This is a genomic window from Arthrobacter sp. P1_D4, assembly GCF_056406115.1.
On sequence record NZ_JBFUAU010000020.1, the window covers coordinates 23,726 to 40,955 of the forward strand.

General features: G+C 67.5%; 14 protein-coding genes and 2 riboswitches. Of the genes, 11 read left to right on the forward strand and 3 right to left on the reverse strand.

Annotation, left to right across the window (positions count from 1 at the left end; all coding sequences use genetic code 11):
* The first annotated feature begins 148 nt into the window (after positions 1–148).
* The 9 genes from AC1D0A_RS18370 to AC1D0A_RS18410 all read left to right on the forward strand — a co-directional run bounded on the left by AC1D0A_RS18370 (position 149) and on the right by AC1D0A_RS18410 (position 10,834).
* Positions 149–844, forward strand: a complete 696-nt coding sequence (locus AC1D0A_RS18370) for an iron-dependent transcriptional repressor DtxR (protein ID WP_243181619.1) — start codon at positions 149–151, stop codon at positions 842–844.
* 150 nt (positions 845–994) lie between these two features.
* Positions 995–1,209: riboswitch (cyclic di-AMP (ydaO/yuaA leader) on the forward strand.
* 4 nt (positions 1,210–1,213) lie between these two features.
* Entirely contained in the window at positions 1,214–2,035 is an 822-nt protein-coding gene (locus tag AC1D0A_RS18375) for a M23 family metallopeptidase (RefSeq protein WP_243181618.1), read from the forward strand.
* Between the two features lie 136 nt (positions 2,036–2,171).
* Positions 2,172–2,341, forward strand: a riboswitch (cyclic di-AMP (ydaO/yuaA leader).
* A 295-nt stretch (positions 2,342–2,636) separates the two neighbouring features.
* Positions 2,637–3,407: an NlpC/P60 family protein gene (locus AC1D0A_RS18380; protein WP_243181617.1), complete on the forward strand. Its 771-nt coding sequence runs from the start codon at positions 2,637–2,639 to the stop codon at positions 3,405–3,407.
* 219 nt (positions 3,408–3,626) lie between these two features.
* On the forward strand, positions 3,627–4,127 hold the full coding sequence (locus AC1D0A_RS18385) for an HNH endonuclease (protein ID WP_026266867.1): 501 nt from the start codon (positions 3,627–3,629) through the stop codon (positions 4,125–4,127).
* 94 nt (positions 4,128–4,221) lie between these two features.
* Positions 4,222–4,893: a molybdenum cofactor guanylyltransferase gene (mobA, locus tag AC1D0A_RS18390; RefSeq protein WP_243181616.1), complete on the forward strand. Its 672-nt coding sequence runs from the start codon at positions 4,222–4,224 to the stop codon at positions 4,891–4,893.
* 21 nt (positions 4,894–4,914) lie between these two features.
* Positions 4,915–5,202: a DUF6457 domain-containing protein gene (locus tag AC1D0A_RS18395; RefSeq protein WP_079555354.1), complete on the forward strand. Its 288-nt coding sequence runs from the start codon at positions 4,915–4,917 to the stop codon at positions 5,200–5,202.
* Positions 5,199–6,701, forward strand: a complete 1,503-nt coding sequence (locus tag AC1D0A_RS18400) for a molybdopterin molybdotransferase MoeA (protein WP_476946484.1) — start codon at positions 5,199–5,201, stop codon at positions 6,699–6,701. Before AC1D0A_RS18395 ends, AC1D0A_RS18400 begins: the two co-directional genes overlap by 4 nt.
* A 134-nt stretch (positions 6,702–6,835) precedes the next feature.
* Positions 6,836–7,708 (forward strand): formate dehydrogenase accessory sulfurtransferase FdhD, encoded by an 873-nt coding sequence (fdhD, locus tag AC1D0A_RS18405; protein ID WP_243181614.1) that lies wholly within the window; start codon positions 6,836–6,838, stop codon positions 7,706–7,708.
* Positions 7,709–7,798: 90 nt separating this feature from the next.
* Positions 7,799–10,834, forward strand: a complete 3,036-nt coding sequence (locus AC1D0A_RS18410) for an alpha-mannosidase (protein WP_476946485.1) — start codon at positions 7,799–7,801, stop codon at positions 10,832–10,834.
* A gap of 258 nt (positions 10,835–11,092) precedes the next feature.
* Here the strand turns inward: AC1D0A_RS18410 and AC1D0A_RS18415 are convergent, their stop codons facing one another.
* From AC1D0A_RS18415 to AC1D0A_RS18425, 3 genes are read right to left on the reverse strand one after another with little or no spacing between them, the layout of a single operon-like run.
* Positions 11,093–11,836 (reverse strand): hypothetical protein, encoded by a 744-nt coding sequence (locus tag AC1D0A_RS18415; RefSeq protein WP_476946486.1) that lies wholly within the window; start codon positions 11,834–11,836, stop codon positions 11,093–11,095.
* Between the two features lie 43 nt (positions 11,837–11,879).
* Entirely contained in the window at positions 11,880–12,611 is a 732-nt protein-coding gene (locus AC1D0A_RS18420; RefSeq protein ID WP_476946487.1) for a hypothetical protein, read from the reverse strand.
* Positions 12,608–13,354 (reverse strand): hypothetical protein, encoded by a 747-nt coding sequence (locus AC1D0A_RS18425; RefSeq protein ID WP_476946488.1) that lies wholly within the window; start codon positions 13,352–13,354, stop codon positions 12,608–12,610. Before AC1D0A_RS18425 ends, AC1D0A_RS18420 begins: the two co-directional genes overlap by 4 nt.
* Before the next feature lie 288 nt (positions 13,355–13,642).
* Between AC1D0A_RS18425 and AC1D0A_RS18430 the strand changes: the two genes are divergently transcribed.
* Both AC1D0A_RS18430 and AC1D0A_RS18435 read left to right on the forward strand, forming a co-directional pair.
* On the forward strand, positions 13,643–15,310 hold the full coding sequence (locus tag AC1D0A_RS18430) for an ABC-F family ATP-binding cassette domain-containing protein (protein WP_476946489.1): 1,668 nt from the start codon (positions 13,643–13,645) through the stop codon (positions 15,308–15,310).
* Positions 15,307–17,220, forward strand: a complete 1,914-nt coding sequence (locus AC1D0A_RS18435) for an ABC transporter ATP-binding protein (RefSeq protein ID WP_476946490.1) — start codon at positions 15,307–15,309, stop codon at positions 17,218–17,220. The genes AC1D0A_RS18430 and AC1D0A_RS18435 overlap by 4 nt, the downstream gene beginning before the upstream one ends.
* The last annotated feature ends 10 nt before the right edge of the window (positions 17,221–17,230 follow it).

The window sequence follows — 17,230 nt, forward strand, 5'->3', positions numbered from 1 at the left end:
GTCGATCGAAAGATTATCCGGAGTAATTCAAAATAGGCTAGGCTGGCATGCGAACGTACGGCGGTTCCCGCCTGGGCGCATCCTGCATGCAGCCCGCACGCGGTACGGTGGGAATGACGCTAGGACTGCGCTCGAGGAGCTGAGCTGAATGACGGATCTGATCGATACTACGGAGATGTATCTTCGGACCATTCTGGAACTTGAAGAAGAAAACATCGTTGCCCTCCGCGCCCGCATCGCCGAACGGCTCCGCCACTCCGGCCCCACTGTGTCCCAGACGATCGGCCGGATGGAGCGCGACGGGCTGGTGGTTGTTTCCGGCGACAGGCACCTTGAACTGACGGAAATCGGACGGAAACGTGCAATCGGTGTCATGCGCAAGCATCGTCTGGCCGAACGCCTCCTCGCGGACGTGATCGGGCTCGACTGGGCCTACGTCCACGAGGAAGCGTGCCGCTGGGAACATGTCATGAGCGAACGCGTCGAGCGAAGAATCTTCGAGATGCTCAACCACCCGACAGTCTCGCCTTACGGAAACCCTATTCCGGGGCTTGCGGATCTTGGCGGCGTGCCCAACGGCGCCCCCGTGGACAGGCCCGTGAACCTGCTGGAGGCCATGGCCGGCTACGGGGTAACTTCCCGGGTTACGGTCAACCGGCTCGCGGAGCCGATCCAGGTCGAGCCGGAGCTTCTGGCCCAGCTCGACGAGGGCGGAATCAGGCCTGGCGCGCTGGTCTCGCTGGAGCGGGTGGGGGAGTACATCTCGGTCCGCGTCCCCGATATCGAAGGTGCCCTGGAGCTGCCGCCCGAGGTTGCCGCGCACGTCTTTGTAACAGTCGCCTGACCAGCCACTACGCGCCGGTCATGGGACGACCCACGAGTTGTCCACAATTGCGGTTACGGATTTATTACCGGGCGGCTTAATCGCCTATAGTTAGTGCCCAGTACCGATACCAAAGCGTTACCTGATCCGAAGCCGAGCCCTGCCAGCGGATCAGTCGCAGAACTACCTCCTGGCAGGGGCGGGGGAACCACTTTCGGCTGCTACTTCGGCAGCCTTGGGGTGAAGTCCGTCAGCGGCAAGCAGCTTCCACCGAAGGATCCCCTAGGGATGCCTCTGTGCGTGGCTGCCTGCAACGGCGGACCGGGTCTTTGATCTCTCTGACCCGAATCCGACAGCTAACTTCGCAGGCCATCCAGAGAGGAACCCTTCTTGACCACCCAGACCGCCAGGGGCCGTCGCCGCGCGACCGGTCCCGCTCCGGAGCCGCGTCCCGTCGTCGCACACACGGCCGAACGCCCGCGGGACGTGCACCGCGATGAACGCCGTCGCCGTCGCAGTCCGTTCCGCCAGGTCACGGACTTTGCCGCGGCAAGCGGAGTCGGGCAGAAGGCCGGGATCGCACTGGCCGCAACTGGTCTGGTTCTTACCGTGACGGTCCCCGTCACGAGCCCGGTGATGGCTTCGAATCCGGGCGGATCCGGCGCGCTCTCCGCCGCCGTGCAGCCGGATGTCACCGCTGCCGCCGCCGCCAAGGTCGACTTCAACCGCACGGCCGTCACCACGAAGGGCGATCCGGACGGGAAACTCAAGCAGCTGCTGAGCGCCCAGTCTGTGGGCACGATCACCCGCGCGGCATCGGCCGGCACCCTGGGTGCGCCGCTCGACCAGCTGGTCACGGCCTCGCCCTTCGGCTACCGTGTCAGCCCCATTACCGGGGGCGCGGGGGAGTTCCACCGCGGCCAGGATTTCGCCGCCCAGTGCGGCACGGCGGTCCACGCGGCCGCCAGCGGCACCGTGACGTTCAACGGCTGGCATCCCTTCGGCGGGGGGAACCGCGTGGTCATCGATCACGGCAACGGCCTGGAGACCACGTACAACCACCTGTCCTCGGCTTCGGTCAAGGTCGGCCAGAAGGTTTCCCGCGGTGACGTCGTCGCCATGAGCGGAACCACCGGCGCCTCCACGGGCTGCCACCTCCACTTTGAAGTGATGGTCAACGGCGATGTCGTTGACCCGCTCGGCTGGCTCTAAAAAGACGATGGGCTGCTCTCAACTTCCTGTGACACGCCGTGATCTGAATGTGACATTGGATCAGGACTGCTGTAGGGTTTGAAGCACGCCAACTTTTCCGAAGTTGGCGCTCTTGAGTGGATTGCCTAGCTCTGCCACCGCTCAAGGTCCGTTCGCATTACATCGTCTGGCAGGGGCGGGGGAACCAATTTTGGCCTTCGAAAGAAGGCCTTGGGGTTAAGTCGCAAAGCTTCCCAGGAAGCAGCGCGGCCGGGTGACTCCCATCCGAATCCGACAGCTCACCTCGTAGGCATTGGGAGAGGCTACTTTCGTGTCTTCACGCCATAATTCTGCGCGCATGCGCACCGGCGAGGCTCTGTCGAGCCCGCTGGAATCCACATCACGTGCCGCCCTTGCCGGCGCCCGGATTGGATCACGTTCCGCAGGCTCAATCGCTACCGAGCCCGGACAGCATGCAGTTTCCGCTTTTGGCGCGTCTTCGCAGTACACCCTTCGCTAAGTAACCCATTTCGGGGCGATCCGGCGTACCCCCAAGATGCCGGAGCGTCCTCAGTCCGTGCCCGAAAGCGCGCGGTCCAAGGATCACGAAAGAGAGAACTTAATGACTACTCGTGCAAACGTTGCACGGCACCGCGCCGAGGTCACCAAGACCAACTCGCTGGCTGTAATTGCTAAGGCTGTCGGCGACAACGCCGGCGGCATGGGCCGTCAGGCCGCGGTCATCGCCGCAGCTTCCGGTCTGGTCCTGACCAGCGGAATCGCAGCCAACGCTGCTGAAACCAATGTTCAGCGCGAATCCACCTCCGCTTCGGCCCTGGAAGTCCAGTCCGCAGCTCCGGCCACCATCTCGGCCGCTTCCACCATCGCGATCTCCTACGAGAAGCCCGCCGTGACCACCACGCCGGCTCCCGTCGTCGAGGCTCCCAAGCCCGTCGTGAAGGTCCAGGACGCCACGGCCACGGCTACAGCCACCCGCGCCGGCGGCACCGAGCTTGGCGTCAGCGGCGGCGTCGCTGCCCAGGCCCCCGCGGGCATCGGAAGCGGCGCAGGCGCGACCATCGCCGCTGCTGCCTACGCACAGATCGGCGTGGCGCAGGACTGCACCGCCCTCGCCACCAACGCCCTGGCCGCGGCCGGCATCCACTACCACGGCTGGCCGGCAGGTTACCTGTCCCTGGGCCGCACCGTGAGCGCCGCCGAGGCACGCCCGGGCGACCTCGCCTACTACCAGAACGGCGGCGTGGGCATGGCTCACATCGCGGTCTACGTAGGCAACGGCATGGCAGTGCACGGCGGCTGGAACGGCGGCACCACCGCGCTGTACAGCGTCAACGTCGGCTCCGGCCCGGTCTTCATCCGCGTCGGCGCCTAAGCACGAACCCCAGCATTCCGAAAGACCCCCGCCTCCAGGCGGGGGTCTTTCGCGTTGCCGCGCAGTGAACTTTCCGCGCTGAGGACCGCGCCGGTGAAAAAATATTCGGTGATCCGGCACTTGAGTGTTTACTCTTGTGTTGTCGATCCATAGCCCGACCATGCAGAGGGCAGCCGGCCCTCGTGCCGCTGGCGGGTGCGGCCGTGAAGAGGTATGCGGATGCGCACTCTCGTTCTGAATGCTGGATATGAACCGCTGGCGGTCATCACCTTCCGCCGGGCGCTCGTCCTTGTCCTGACCGGAAAGGCCAGCGTGGTGGCCGAAGGGGACGACCCCGTGGTCGGCCCCCAGGACATTTTGGGCCGCCCGTCCGTGATCCTGCTGAACCGCTACATCCGGCCAAGGTACAACACGATGACTGCGGTGAGCCGCCGCGGCGTGCTGCGCCGGGATGCCCACCGCTGCGCGTACTGCGGCAAGGCTGCCCACACCATCGACCACATCCAGCCCAAATCGCGGGGCGGAGCCGACTCCTGGGAGAACCTGGTGGCGGCGTGCCTGCGGTGCAACAACGCCAAGAGCGACCATACGCCGGCGGAGATGGGCTGGAAGATCGGTTTTGTTCCGGGCCCGCCAAAAGGTGCCATCTGGCAGATCAAGGAACTCGAGAAGCCGACGCCGGCCTGGGATCCGTTCCTGCTGCCTGAATCGGCTGCCTGATCGGCCTCCTAGCTGATTGATCAGCCGGTGAAGACGCTGCCGGCGCACATTACGGCTTGTTCAGTGGCCGCTGGCGCCGCGCTAGGCTGAACCGATGGAGTTCGATGCTATCATTCTCGCCGGGGGGCGGTCCTCACGCCTCGGCGGCGTGCCCAAATCCGGGCTGATCTACGACGGCGCCACCCTCCTGGAGCGGTCACTGCGGGCCGCGGGCGCGGCGGGGCGCACCGTCGTCGTCGGCCCCGACCCCGGGGGCCTGCCCGGCGGCGTCCTGACCTGCCGGGAAGAGCCGCCCTTCGCGGGTCCGGCCGCAGCCATCGCGGCGGGGCTGGCCGCCCTGGCCGCCGATCACGCGAGCCGGCACGCAGCAGCCGCGCCCTATACCCTCGTCCTGGCGTGTGACATGCCCCGGTCGGCCGGCGCGGTCCGTGCCCTGGCCGAGGCGCTGGCCGCGTCTGCTGCAGGCACACCGGAAAGGGGTGGGGCCGACGGCGTCATGGCCGTCTCGGCCGACAGTCGGAAACAGCCGCTCGTGGGCTTTTATGGCACGGCCGTGCTACAACGTTCTGTCGCGGACGCCGCGTCCCGGGACCGGCTGGAAAACGCGTCGGTGTTCGCCCTTCTTGCTAGGCTGGACGTGCGGGAAGTTCGCGTTCCCCCGGGTTCCACGGATGACGTCGACACCTGGGATGACGCGTCCGCACTGGGGGTATCCGGCAGGATTCCCGACGGCGGTCCGGGCTCCGGCCCGGCTCTGCACAGCTGAACTCGACCATGGAGGCAAACGGTGAAAAGCCAGGACGAAACACTGGAAGACTGGTGCCGTGCCCTGCTCCAGGCCCTGGAGCTGGACGACGTTGAGATTGACGTGAATGAGGTCCTCGCCCTGGCCGGCGTGGCCGCCCATTCCGTGGTGCGCCCGGCGGCACCGCTGACCACATTCATTGCCGGCTTTGCGGCCGGCCTGGCCTCCGGCTCCGGGCAGGCCACGGACTCCGTGTCCATGGAGTCCGCGATGGCCGTGGCCCGCCGGCTCGCCAAGGACTACGCAGCCGCCGAAACTTCCGGGGCATGACGGCTGCGGCCCCGGACGGCAATGGCCCCGCCACCGCCGCAGGTGAAGATGGCGTCAACGATAGCGGCGGAAATGGCGTCAGAGATGGCGGTGGAGAGGCTCTCGTAGACGGCCCTGGAGGCCCTCACATCGCGCACCAGGACACCGCGGACCAGGACTCAGGGGACGAGGACACTGCCGCGGAGCCGCACAGGCACCTGGCCCACACGTGGCAGGAGGCCCGGCAACTCGCGTTCGAGTGCGCCGTTCCCATCCCGGCCGCCCCTGTTCCGCTGCGGCAGACGCTTGGCCGGACGCTCGCGGCGGACGTCGTTGCCCGGCAGGACATGCCCCATTACGCTTCCTCTGCCATGGACGGTTGGGCCGTCAACGGCAGCGGGCCCTGGATCCTGGCCGAACCCGGTCAGCGCCTGGCACCACATCAGGCCAGCCCGATCGCCACCGGCGGCCTCATCCCGCCCGGGGCCAAGGCAGTGTTGCGCAGCGAAAGCGGCATCATCGACGCCGACGACGACGGCCTGCCCGTCCTGAAGCTGGGCGGCACCGCGAAGCCGGGAGACCCGCGCAACGGCGACCACATCAGGAAGGCCGGGGAGGAAGCCGCCGCCGGGGACGTCCTGATCAAGGGCGGCACGGTCCTGAATCCGGCCCATCTGGCGCTCGCCGCGCTGGCCGGAAGTGACGCCCTTCCCGTGCTCGGCAAGGCCGTGGTCCGCCTCGTTTTCACTGGCTCCGAGGTCGTGACGAGCGGGATACCGGCACCCGGGCAGGTCCGCGACACCTTCGGACCCCAACTGGCCGCCGTGGTGGGAATGCTCGGCGGGATCTGCACCGAAGAAGTGAAAGTCGGCGATACCTACGCCGAGTGGCTCGCCGCCCTCGAGGACACCGATCCTGCCGGTGAAAACCTGCCTGCCGACGTCGTGATCACCACCGGCGGCACGGGGCGCTCCGGGACAGACCACCTCAGGCGCTCGGTCGCCGAGCTCGGCGGCCGCCTGCTGATCGACGGAATCGCCATGCGCCCGGGCCACCCCGCCGTGCTGGCCGAACTGCCGGACGGCCGTTACATCCTTGGCCTGCCAGGAAACCCGCTCGCGGCCATGATGGCGCTGTCCACGATCGGTGCCCCACTCCTGGCGGCACTCGGGCACGGCGTGATCCCCCCGCTCAGCGAGGTGCTCTGCGGCTCGACGATTGACGCCGACCCGGGCCGGACCCGGCTCATGCCCTTCCGGCTGCTCTACGGCATGGCATCGCCGGCGCAGCACACCGGCCCCGGAATGATGCGGGGGCTGGCCGCCGCCGACGGTGTGCTGGTGGTCCCGCCCCATGGCGTGCAGCTGGGGGAACTCGTCCCCGCCTTCGCCCTCCCGTGGAGTGCGCCGTTGCCTGACGCTTCGGCGGCGGCCGCCGAACAGAAGCCGGCGGCGAAGCGGACCGCCAGGAAAACCGCGGCCAGCGACGGTCCGGTGGACTGGAGTGCCCTTTTGGGCTGAGCCCTGGCCTGCTGCGACGGCACCGGGACAAGGCACGCCGCCAGGATCAGGCACTTACAATGATGGAACCAACCAAAGATTCAAACAGCCGCTAGCTTCAAACAGCGGCACACAATGTTGCTTAGGAGCACCGGATGGGCCGTGTGACACAGCGCCGCAAGGTGCACAAGATCGTCCTGGACGGGTCCCCGCAGGCCCTCGAATTTCCGGTCCGGCACCGGGAGGACGTCCTTGCCGTCGAGGAACCGCTGGAAATCCGGCTCGGCAACATGTCATTCTCCGTCACCATGCGAACGCCGGGCAATGACTTCGACCTCGTCGCAGGCTTCCTCGTCTCGGAGGGGATCATCTGGGCACCCGAACAGCTGGTCTCGCTCAGGTTCTGCGCCGGCGAAGACGCCGACGGCATGCAGACCTTCAACGTGGTGGAGGCGCAGCTCAGGCCCGACGTCGTCCGGCCCGAGACCGGACGCAACGTCTTCACCTCCAGTTCCTGCGGCATCTGCGGCACTGACTCGATCGATGCCGTTCGGAAGTCCTCGCACTACAGCCCGGCACACGATCCGCTGACCGTCCCCGTCGAAACGCTCGCGGCCCTCCCGGACGCCCTCCGGTCCGCCCAGGAGGTCTTCGAAGTCACCGGCGGCGTGCACGCCGCCGGGCTCTTCAGGATCTCCGACGACGGCTCGGCCGAGTTGCTGTGCCTGCGCGAAGACGTGGGCCGGCACAACGCGGTGGACAAGGTGGTGGGCTGGGCGCTCCGCGAGGGCCTGCTCCCGCTCCGGGGCACCGTGTTGCAGGTGTCCGGCCGGGCATCGTTCGAGCTCGTCCAAAAGGCGGCCCTCGCCGGCATCCCGGTCCTCGCCGCTGTCAGTGCCCCCTCCAGCCTGGCCGTCGAGCTCGCCGAGGCCAGCGGGATGACACTGGCCGGGTTCAGCCGCGGGACCAGCCTGAACGTGTACGCGGGCCAGCAACGCGTCGCGGTTCCGGCGCCTGCCGCCGGCTAGGGGCAACAGTTGGCCAATGGGTTCTCCGCGGCGTAAGTTTTATCCATCGATTGGAGTCGATCGGACCCCCCAGCGCTGAAGAGGATCACATTGCACGACGACCGCCGTCTTACGGAAGTCCGGCTGGACCGCTTTCTGCGTGACCGGATCGGCCCGGCCGTCTACCCGCGCAACGTGCCGCTGACGCTGAGCAGCTGGGACGCACCGGACGAACCCGTGCCGGTGCTCGAGGCCCTGCGGCAGGAGTTCACGCCCCAGGAACACGGCGTGGCCTGGGGCCGGCCCTGGAGCACCAAGTGGCTCCGGCTCCGGGGTGAGGTGCCGGACGCCTGGGGAACCGCGGCCGGAACCTCCGTGGAAGTCCTCGTGGACCTCGGCTTCAGCGGCGACCTCCCGGGTTTCCAGTGCGAAGGCATTGCCTGGCGGTCCGACGGGACCATCATCAAGGCGATCTCGCCACGGAACCAGTACATCCCGCTCAAGCTCCTGGGCAGTGGCATGGCCGTTGACTTCTACGTCGAAGCCGCGGCCAACCCCGACTTGTCCCAGAACTGGACTTTCGCCGCCACCCCCTACGGCGACAAGGCGACGTCGGGCAGCGAGCCGAAGTACCGCCTCGGCAGGATCGCCATCGCCGAACGCAACCAGACTGTCTGGGAACTGCAGCAGGACATCCTCACGCTCAGCGGGCTCATGCACGAACTGCCCATGGACCTGCCCCGCCGCCACGACATCCTGCGGTCGCTCGAACGCATGCTGGACATCATGGACCCCGACGACGTTGCCGGGACCGCGGAGGCCGGACGGGCCGCCTTGGCCGATGCCCTGTCCCGGCCCGCCTATGCCTCGGCGCACCAGCTCGTGGCCACGGGCCACGCCCACATCGATTCGGCCTGGTTGTGGCCGGTCCGGGAGACCATCCGCAAGTGCGCCCGGACGTTCTCCAACGTCGTCGCCCTGATGGACGAGAATCCCGATTTCATCTTTTCGTGCTCCTCCGCCCAGCAGCTCGCGTGGATGAAGGAGTACTATCCGGAGCTCTTCGGGCGCATCCGGGACAAGGTCCGCGCCGGCAGGTTCGTTCCCGTCGGCGGGATGTGGGTCGAATCCGACTCCAACATGCCCGGCGGCGAGGCCATGGCACGGCAGTTCCTCGAAGGTAAAAGTTTCTTCCTGGCCGAATTCGGGATCGATTGCCAGGAGGCGTGGCTGCCGGATACGTTCGGGTATTCCGCCGCCCTGCCGCAGATCATCAAGGCCGCAGGCAGCCGCTGGTTCCTGACCCAGAAGATCTCCTGGAACCAGGTCAACAGGATGCCTCACCACACCTTCAACTGGGAGGGAATCGACGGCACCCGGGTCTTCACCCATTTCCCACCTGTGGACAGCTACAACTCCGACCTCAGTGCCCGGGACCTGGCGCACGCAGAACGGAACTACCGGGACCACGGACGCGGAGGCACGTCGCTGGTTCCGTTCGGGTACGGCGACGGCGGCGGGGGCCCAACCCGCGAGATGCTGGCCGCAGCGCAGCGCACGGCGGATCTGGAAGGATCTCCGAAGGTGCGGATCGGCTCGGCGGCCAGCTTCTTCAGCCAGGCCCAGGCCGAGTATGAGCCCCTGCCGGTCTGGGTGGGGGAGATGTACCTGGAACTGCACCGCGGCACCTACACCAGCCAGGCCAGGACCAAGCTGGGGAACAGGCGCAGCGAGCACCTCCTCCGGGAGGCCGAGCTCTGGAGTGCCACGGCGGCTGTGCGGACCGGGCACCGCTATCCGGCTGCGGAGCTCAAGCGCCTCTGGCGGCTGGTTCTGCTGCAGCAGTTTCACGACATCCTGCCGGGCAGTTCCATCGCCTGGGTCCACCAGGACGCCGAACGGAACTATGCCGCCGTCGAACGGGGACTGGAAGCGGTCATCACGAACGCCGCGGCGGCGGCCCTCGGCACCGGCAGCCGGGAATTCCTGCTCAACGCTGCCCCGCACGAGCGCCTGGGCGTGCCTGCCCTGGCGGCTGCCGAACCGGTCCGGCCCGGGCAGCCGGTAGAGATCACTGAGGACGGCGGCGGCTACATCCTGGACAATGGCATCATCCGTGCCGTGGTGGATGCCCGCGGACTGCTGGTCTCCCTCGCGGACCGGGCCTCCGGACGAGAGGCGATTGCTCCCGGCGAGGTGGGAAACCTCCTGGAGCTGCACCGGGACACGCCCAATGAATGGGACGCGTGGGACATCGACGCCTTCTACCGCAGGAACGTCGTCCGTCTGGACCAGGCGCTTTCGGTGGCACCAGAGCGCGACCACCGGGGCGAAAGCCCGGACGCCGTCGTGGTGGTGGAGCGGATGGCCGGGTCCTCCGCGGTGACCCAACGGATTACGCTCGCGCCGGGTGCAGACTCGCTCGCGATCACCACGGCCGTGGACTGGCAGGAGAGCGAAAAGCTGCTCAAGCTGGGCTTTGCATTGGATGTCAGGGCCGACCGGTCGGCGGCGGAGACGCAGTTCGGGCACGTCTTCCGCCCGACCCATGTCAACACGTCCTGGGAGGCCGCGAAATTCGAAATCTGCGCCCACCGCTGGATCCACGTCGCCGAGCCGGGCTATGGGGTGGCGATCTCCAACGCTTCCAGCTACGGCCACGACGTCACCCGCAACGTCCGGGAGGACGACGGCGGCACCACCACCACAGTGCGGCTCTCGCTCCTGCGGGCACCGAAGTTTCCGGATCCCGGCGCGGACCAGGGCAGGCACGAGCTGCACGTCACGGTCCGTCCGGGCGCCACGATCGCCGACGCCGTCGAAGAGGGCTACCGCACCAACCTGGCACCGCGGGTGGTGCATGGGGCCCACGGGGTGGAGCCGCTGGTCACGGTGTTCAACCAGGCCCTTGTCATTGAAGCGGTCAAACTCGCTGAAGACGGTTCGGGGGATGTGATTGTCCGGCTCTACGAAGCACTGGGGGAGCGGTCCACCGGCGCGGTGAAGGCCAATTTCCCGGTCCGCGGGCTGCATGCCGTGGATCTGCTGGAACGGCCCGTCGATGCTCCGGGAGTGACGGCGGGCGGCAATTCCGCCGAGCTGACGTTGCGGCCCTTCCAGCTGGTCACGCTGAGGTTTGTGCGCTGACAGCCAGGGCAGCCTGCCGCCGCCTTTCCTGCAGGGGAATCCGGCCGGCAGTGTCGGGGAATCCGAATGTTGTCGGGAACAACCGGAAAACCCCTTAAACAGGCTGAGTGGGAGCGGTCCTACCGGACCGCTACCACTCATCCCCCCAATGGCGCTTGGACGGCTGCCTCTGCTTCGCACGGCTGACTTCCGTACACGAAGCGATTGCCGCATTCACACATTCATGATTCTCTCACGGTCTAATGATTTTGTGAATGCCTACTTTTGGTTCTTGCGAAATGTTGCGCGAGCGTTATGAGATTCTTTGGCGGCGAGCCCGGAAGCCCAGAACAGTCCCAGGCCCAGGACGTAGCCCAGGACGGCCAGATAATTGACGGTCTGCTGCGCGAGGAGCCAGTCTTTCGTGGCGAAGGAGGCGGGGATGGTGAACGCGGTTGCCAGGGCACCGAGGCAAGTCAGGAGGGCCGCCGCACGCACGAGACGCGGCAATCGGCTCCGGGCGGTGGCCAGCAATGCCGGCAGCAGGGCGAGGGAGACAAAAGCAGGGTAGGTGCGGCCAGCGGCGGCGTAGAACGGCGCCAGGACTGCATTCGGGCCCCCCTTGTCGGCGATGCCCAGCAGGCCCGACGAGGACCCGCGGGTGTCCATGAGGAAGAAGGTCAACGCCACGGCGACGGCGCTGAGAGCCAGGGCCCAGCGCCCGGCCGGCCCCGCGATGAGGCGGTAGCCGGGCTCGTCTGCCAGGCCCCGCGCCACGCGCAGACCGACCAGCAGGACCGCGGCGAATACGAGGAAGCGCAAGATCAGGTGGGCGAGGTTCCATCCCCCCAGCGCCCCATCGATCGCCTCATAGGGGCCGGGCACCGAGAGCAGGCTGCACAGGGTCGCGAGCACCAGGATCAAGAAGACGGTCCTGTTCCGTCCCTGGATCGCATCCGGAAGGCGGAGGAGGAGCACCACGGTGCAGATGATCAGCGTGCCCCACTGGAGGGTTGCAATCATTCCCGGTTCTCCCACATCGCTTGCCTGCTCAGCCCCAAAGTGGTCAGATCATGCCAGCATGCTTCTTCGGTGCATGCTTCGCAAGCGTCTTAGCCAGCCAGATCATGCACAGTCCCAGGACCAGGCACAAGACCGCCGAGTAGTTGATGACGAACCGCATGAACCCGAGGGGCGGAGGGACGACCGGGGAGAGCAGGCTGAGACAGATGGCCACGGTGCCCACGGCCAGCAGCCCGGCGCTGGACCGGACAAGGGCCGGAAGTCCGCTGCGCAGGGTCCGCAGCATCGCCGGAAACAGTGCCGCGGTGATGAACGCGGGGTACAGGCGCCCGGCGGCCCCGTAATACTCCACCAAGGCGGCATTGCGATCATCCTTGGCGAAAACGGCGACCAAACCCGCCGAGGAGCCGGCGGTATCCATCATGAGGAAGACCACCACCACCACAGCCGAGGCGGCAGCGGCTACTGCGATGCCGATGGGGCCGGTGATGAGCCGCAGGGCATCGTCCGCGGTGAAGCCCCGGGCCATCCGGAGACCAAGGAAGAAGATGACGGCGAAAATGACGAAGCGCAGCAGCAGGTTGGCGATGTTCATGCCTCCCAGGGCCTGGTCCACGGCCAGATACGGGGCATCGATGCTGAGCAGGATCGCCAGGGTCATCAGCGCAAGGATCCAGAACAGGGACCGGTTTTCACCCCGCAGGACACTGGGCACGCGGACGAGCGTGGCGACGCAGCAAATCGCCAGTGTGGTCCACTGCAGGATCGCGATCATCCGAGGTTCTCCCAAATCTTTCGTGTTTGTGCCTGCTCCTGCTCATGGCGCCGCAGCGATTTTCCGAGCGCCTGAAGACGTTCCCCGGCCAGGGCGCTAAGGTCGCCGTCGGAAAGAGCATCCAACGCGGCTTGCTTCGCCCCGGCCGTCCAGCCGGCCTCAGCCTCGGTTATCAGGCCCGTTGCGACGAGCCCGCCCGTGAAGCCTACGCCCGCCGCGCGGGCCGTCGCGACCGCAAGCTCGGGGGACAGCCGGTTTGCCGTGAGCTGCGCGGAGTAATTTTGCGGTGCCACCCCGGTGGCGGCCGAAACCCGGTGGCGCAATTCACCGTCGTCAATCGCATCCACCCAGTTCCGGACCGACGTGGCGTGCGGTGCGGGGCTCAGGGCCGGGGTCATTGAGCTGCCCTGGTCACCGTAGCCGCCGTAGGCCGGGGAAGAACGCGAAATGACGGCGCGCAACAGGTCCATGGTGGCGACCTGGCTGACGAGTTCGGCCGGGGTCGGCGGCTGCGGCGGGGCGGCCAGCTCCGCATAGTGCTCGAAGGAAGCGAGTTCCGCCAGCGGACTCAAATCCAGGGCCCGGCTGATGCTGACCAGGGTGGTTTCGGCCACCTTCCCGCGGACCAACTGCTGGGCGAAGGTGGTGCGCTTGATCCCGGAGATCCGGCAGAGATCGGCTGTGCTCGCGGACGGGGCAACGCGGTGAAGCCAGAGTTGGAACGCCTTTGCGGGTAGTGGCATCTAGGGCTTCCTGCGGAGTCGACGGGCAGTATGGCTACTGGCATGCGGTGGGGCAGCGGCGATTGAGGCGGGGGGTGGCGGCGGTGTGGCGGTGCGGGCTGGGATTTTGCGTGAGGTCCTAATTCAACTATGCTAAATGGTCGAACCCGCTGGTCCGTACACCCCCCAAGTCCGGACCGGCGGGTTCTTCTATGCCCGGCTGGGTTTTGGCCCGTTTCTGCCAGTCAGCACGGCCCGTTTTTGCCAGACGGGACGGCCCGTTTTGGGCCGCAGTGAGAGGATGAAGTAATGACTGCAACCCTTGTTGCCAAGGATCTTTCCGGTGGACACGATCACCGCACACTCTTCTCGAAACTGTCCCTGACCGTAGCCCCCGGCGACGTCGTCGGCGTCGTCGGCGCCAATGGTGCCGGCAAGTCAACCCTGTTGCGGCTGCTGGCCGGCGTCGACGGTCCGCAGGAAGGCACCGTGAGCCTGGCCCCCGCCGACGCCTTTGTCGGCTGGCTGCCGCAGGAACACGAACGCATTGCCGGCGAAACGGTCGCGGGCTACATCGCCCGGCGCACCGGCTGTGCCCAGGCGACCCTGGAGATGGAATCCACCGCGGAGGCGCTGGGTTCCGGCGCTCCGGGCTCCGACGACGCCTACTCCCTGGCCTTCGACCGCTGGATGGCCTCCGGCGCCGCTGACCTGGAGGACCGCATCCCGTCCGTCCTGGCGGACCTTGGTCTCGATGTGGGCCCCGACGCCGGAATGACTGGCCTGTCCGGTGGCCAGGCGGCCCGTGTGGCGCTCGCCGCCCTGCTGCTGAGCCGGTTCGACATCGTGCTCCTGGACGAACCCACCAACGACCTGGACCTCAACGGCCTGGCCAAGCTCGAGGCCTTCGTGCAGGGCCTGCGCGGCGGCGCCGTCCTGGTCTCGCATGACCGCGAGTTCCTGGCGCGCTGCGTGACCACGATCGTGGAACTGGATCTGGCCCAAAACTCGGTGGCGGTATACGACGGCGGCTACGAGGCCTACCTGGAGGAACGCGCCGTTGCCCGCCGGCACGCCCGGGAACGTTTCGAGGAGTACGCGAACACCAAGGCGGACCTCGTCTCCCGGGCCCGCACCCAGCGCGAATGGAGCTCCCAGGGCGTCCGCAACGCGATGAAGAAGAACCCGGACAACGACAAGATCCGCCGGGCGGCCAGTACCGAGTCCTCCGAGAAGCAGGGCCAGAAGGTCCGGCAGATGGAGTCCCGCATCGCCCGACTCGAAGAAGTGGAAGAGCCGCGCAAGGAATGGCAGCTGCAGTTCAGCATCGGGGCGGCGCCCCGCTCCAGCGCCGTCGTGGCCACCCTGCGCGACGCCGTCGCGGTGCAGGGCGACTTCACCCTGGGCCCGGTGAACCTGCAGCTGAATGCGGGGGAACGGATCGGGATCACGGGTCCCAACGGCGCCGGCAAATCCACCCTGCTCCGGCTCCTGCTCGGCGTCCAGCTGCCCGACTCCGGTGACGCCTCCATGGGCGCGTCCGTGGCCGTCGGCGAGATCGACCAGGCGCGCGGCCTCTTGGCCGGCGAGCTGTTGCTCGCAGACGCCGTTGAGGCCGTCCTGACGGAGCAGACCCCGGCCGAGGTGCGCACCCTGCTGGCCAAATTCGGCCTCAAAGCCGATCACACCAATCGGACCGTGGACTCCCTCTCCCCGGGGGAACGGACCCGGGCAGCCCTGGCGCTGCTGCAGGCCCGCGGCGTGAACCTGCTCGTGCTGGATGAACCCACCAACCACCTTGACCTGGCCGCCATCGAACAGCTCGAGGAAGCCCTCGACAGCTATGACGGCGCGCTGCTGCTGGTCACCCACGACCGCCGGCTGCTGGAAAACGTCCGCCTGGACGTGCGCTGGAACGTCGAGAACGGCGTCGTCACCGAACTGCACGCCGATGCCCCGAAAGGCAACACCAAATGAGCATGGACCGGGTCGCCTGGAGCTCCCTCTACAACATCACCCGCGCCTCCAGCGGGTCCAAGCCGTTCTCGAAGGAGACCCTGAAGCGCGTCTTCAGTTTTGCCCGCCCCCACCGCAGCAAACTGATCGCCTTCGTGCTGCTGTCCATCGTGATGGCCTTCCTGGCGGTCGCCACCCCGGTCCTCGCCGGGCAGGTGGTTGACGAGATCATCGCCCACGCGGAGGCCTCAACCGTGATCTGGCTGGCCGTCCTGATCGCCATCGTCGCGGTGGCCGAGGCGGGCCTGGGCCTCGTGACGCGCTGGCTGTCCTCCACGATCGGCGAAGGCGTGATCGTGGACCTCCGCACGAAGGTCTTCGACCACGTCCAAAAGATGCCGATCGCGTTCTTCACCAGGACCCGGACCGGGGCCCTGGTCAGCCGGCTGAACAACGATGTCATTGGCGCGCAGTCGGCCTTCGCCGGCACGCTCTCCGGCGTGGTCAGCAACGTCGTGGCCCTGGCGCTGACCCTCGCGGTGATGCTGAACAAATCGTGGCTTGTGACAGTGCTCGCCATGATCCTGCTGCCGATCTTCCTGATCCCGGCCCGCCGGATGGGCTCCAAGCTGGCCGATCTGCGGCGCGAAGCCGCCGAGCACAACGCCACCATGGGCACCCAGATGACCGAGCGCTTCTCCGCGCCCGGCGCCACGCTGGTCAAGCTTTTCGGCCGCCCCGAGGAGGAATCCCGCGAGTTCGCCCTCCGGGCAGGCCGCGTCCGGGACATCGGCGTCCGCACCGCCATGCTGCAATTCACCTTCGTCACGGCGCTGACACTGGTCTCGGCCTTGGCCCTGGCACTGGTCTACGGCCTGGGCGGCTGGCTCGCACTCGCCGGGCAGCTGAACGCGGGCGACGTCGTCGTGCTCGCGCTGCTGCTCACCCGCCTGTACGCGCCGCTCACGGCACTTTCGAACGCACGGGTGGAGATCATGAGCGCCCTGGTCAGCTTCGAACGCGTCTTTGAGATCCTGGACCTCAAGCCGCTCATCCAGCAGAAGCCGGATGCGGTGGCGTCCCCGCCAGGTCCGCTCTCGGTGGAGTTCGACGATGTCCGCTTCGCCTACCCCTCGGCGGAGAAGGTCTCGCTGGCCTCCCTGGAGGACGTGCGGACCCTGGACACCCGCGGCGGCGAGGAAGTGCTGCACGGCATCAGCTTCCGGGTGGAGCCGGGTCAGACGGTGGCCCTCGTCGGCTCCTCCGGGGCGGGCAAGTCCACCATTGCGCAGCTCCTGTCGCGCCTGTACGACGTCGACTCCGGCGCCATCCGCTTCGGCGGCACGACGCCCGGCGCGGGCGTGGACGTCCGTGACCTCACGTTCGACTCGATGCGCGCGACCCTCGGGATGGTGACGCAGGACGGTCACTTGTTCCACGAGAGCATCGCCTCCAACCTGCGTCTGGCCCGGCCGGAGGCCACCGAAGAGCAGATGTGGGATGCGCTGCGCCGTGCCCGGCTCGAAGACATGATCCGGTCCCTCCCCGATGGGCTGGACACCGTGGTGGGGGAGCGGGGCTACCGGCTCTCCGGCGGCGAGCGGCAACGCCTGACGATCGCCCGCCTGCTGATCGCCCAGCCGCGGGTGGTCATCCTCGACGAAGCCACCGCCGCGCTGGATTCGACCAATGAGGCCGCCGTCCAGGAGGCGCTGGGCGCCGCGCTGGAAGGCCGTACCGCCGTCGTGATCGCCCACCGTCTCTCGACGATCCGTGCGGCGGACGCGATCCTGGTGGTGGAAGACGGCTCGATCGTGGAGCGCGGTACCCACCGGGAGCTTCTCGCCGCCGAGGGCCGCTATGCGGAGTTGTACCGGACGCAGTTCTCCGAGGCCAGCGCGGTGGCCCAGGAATCCGTGCCCGGCTACTGAGCCGCCGTTT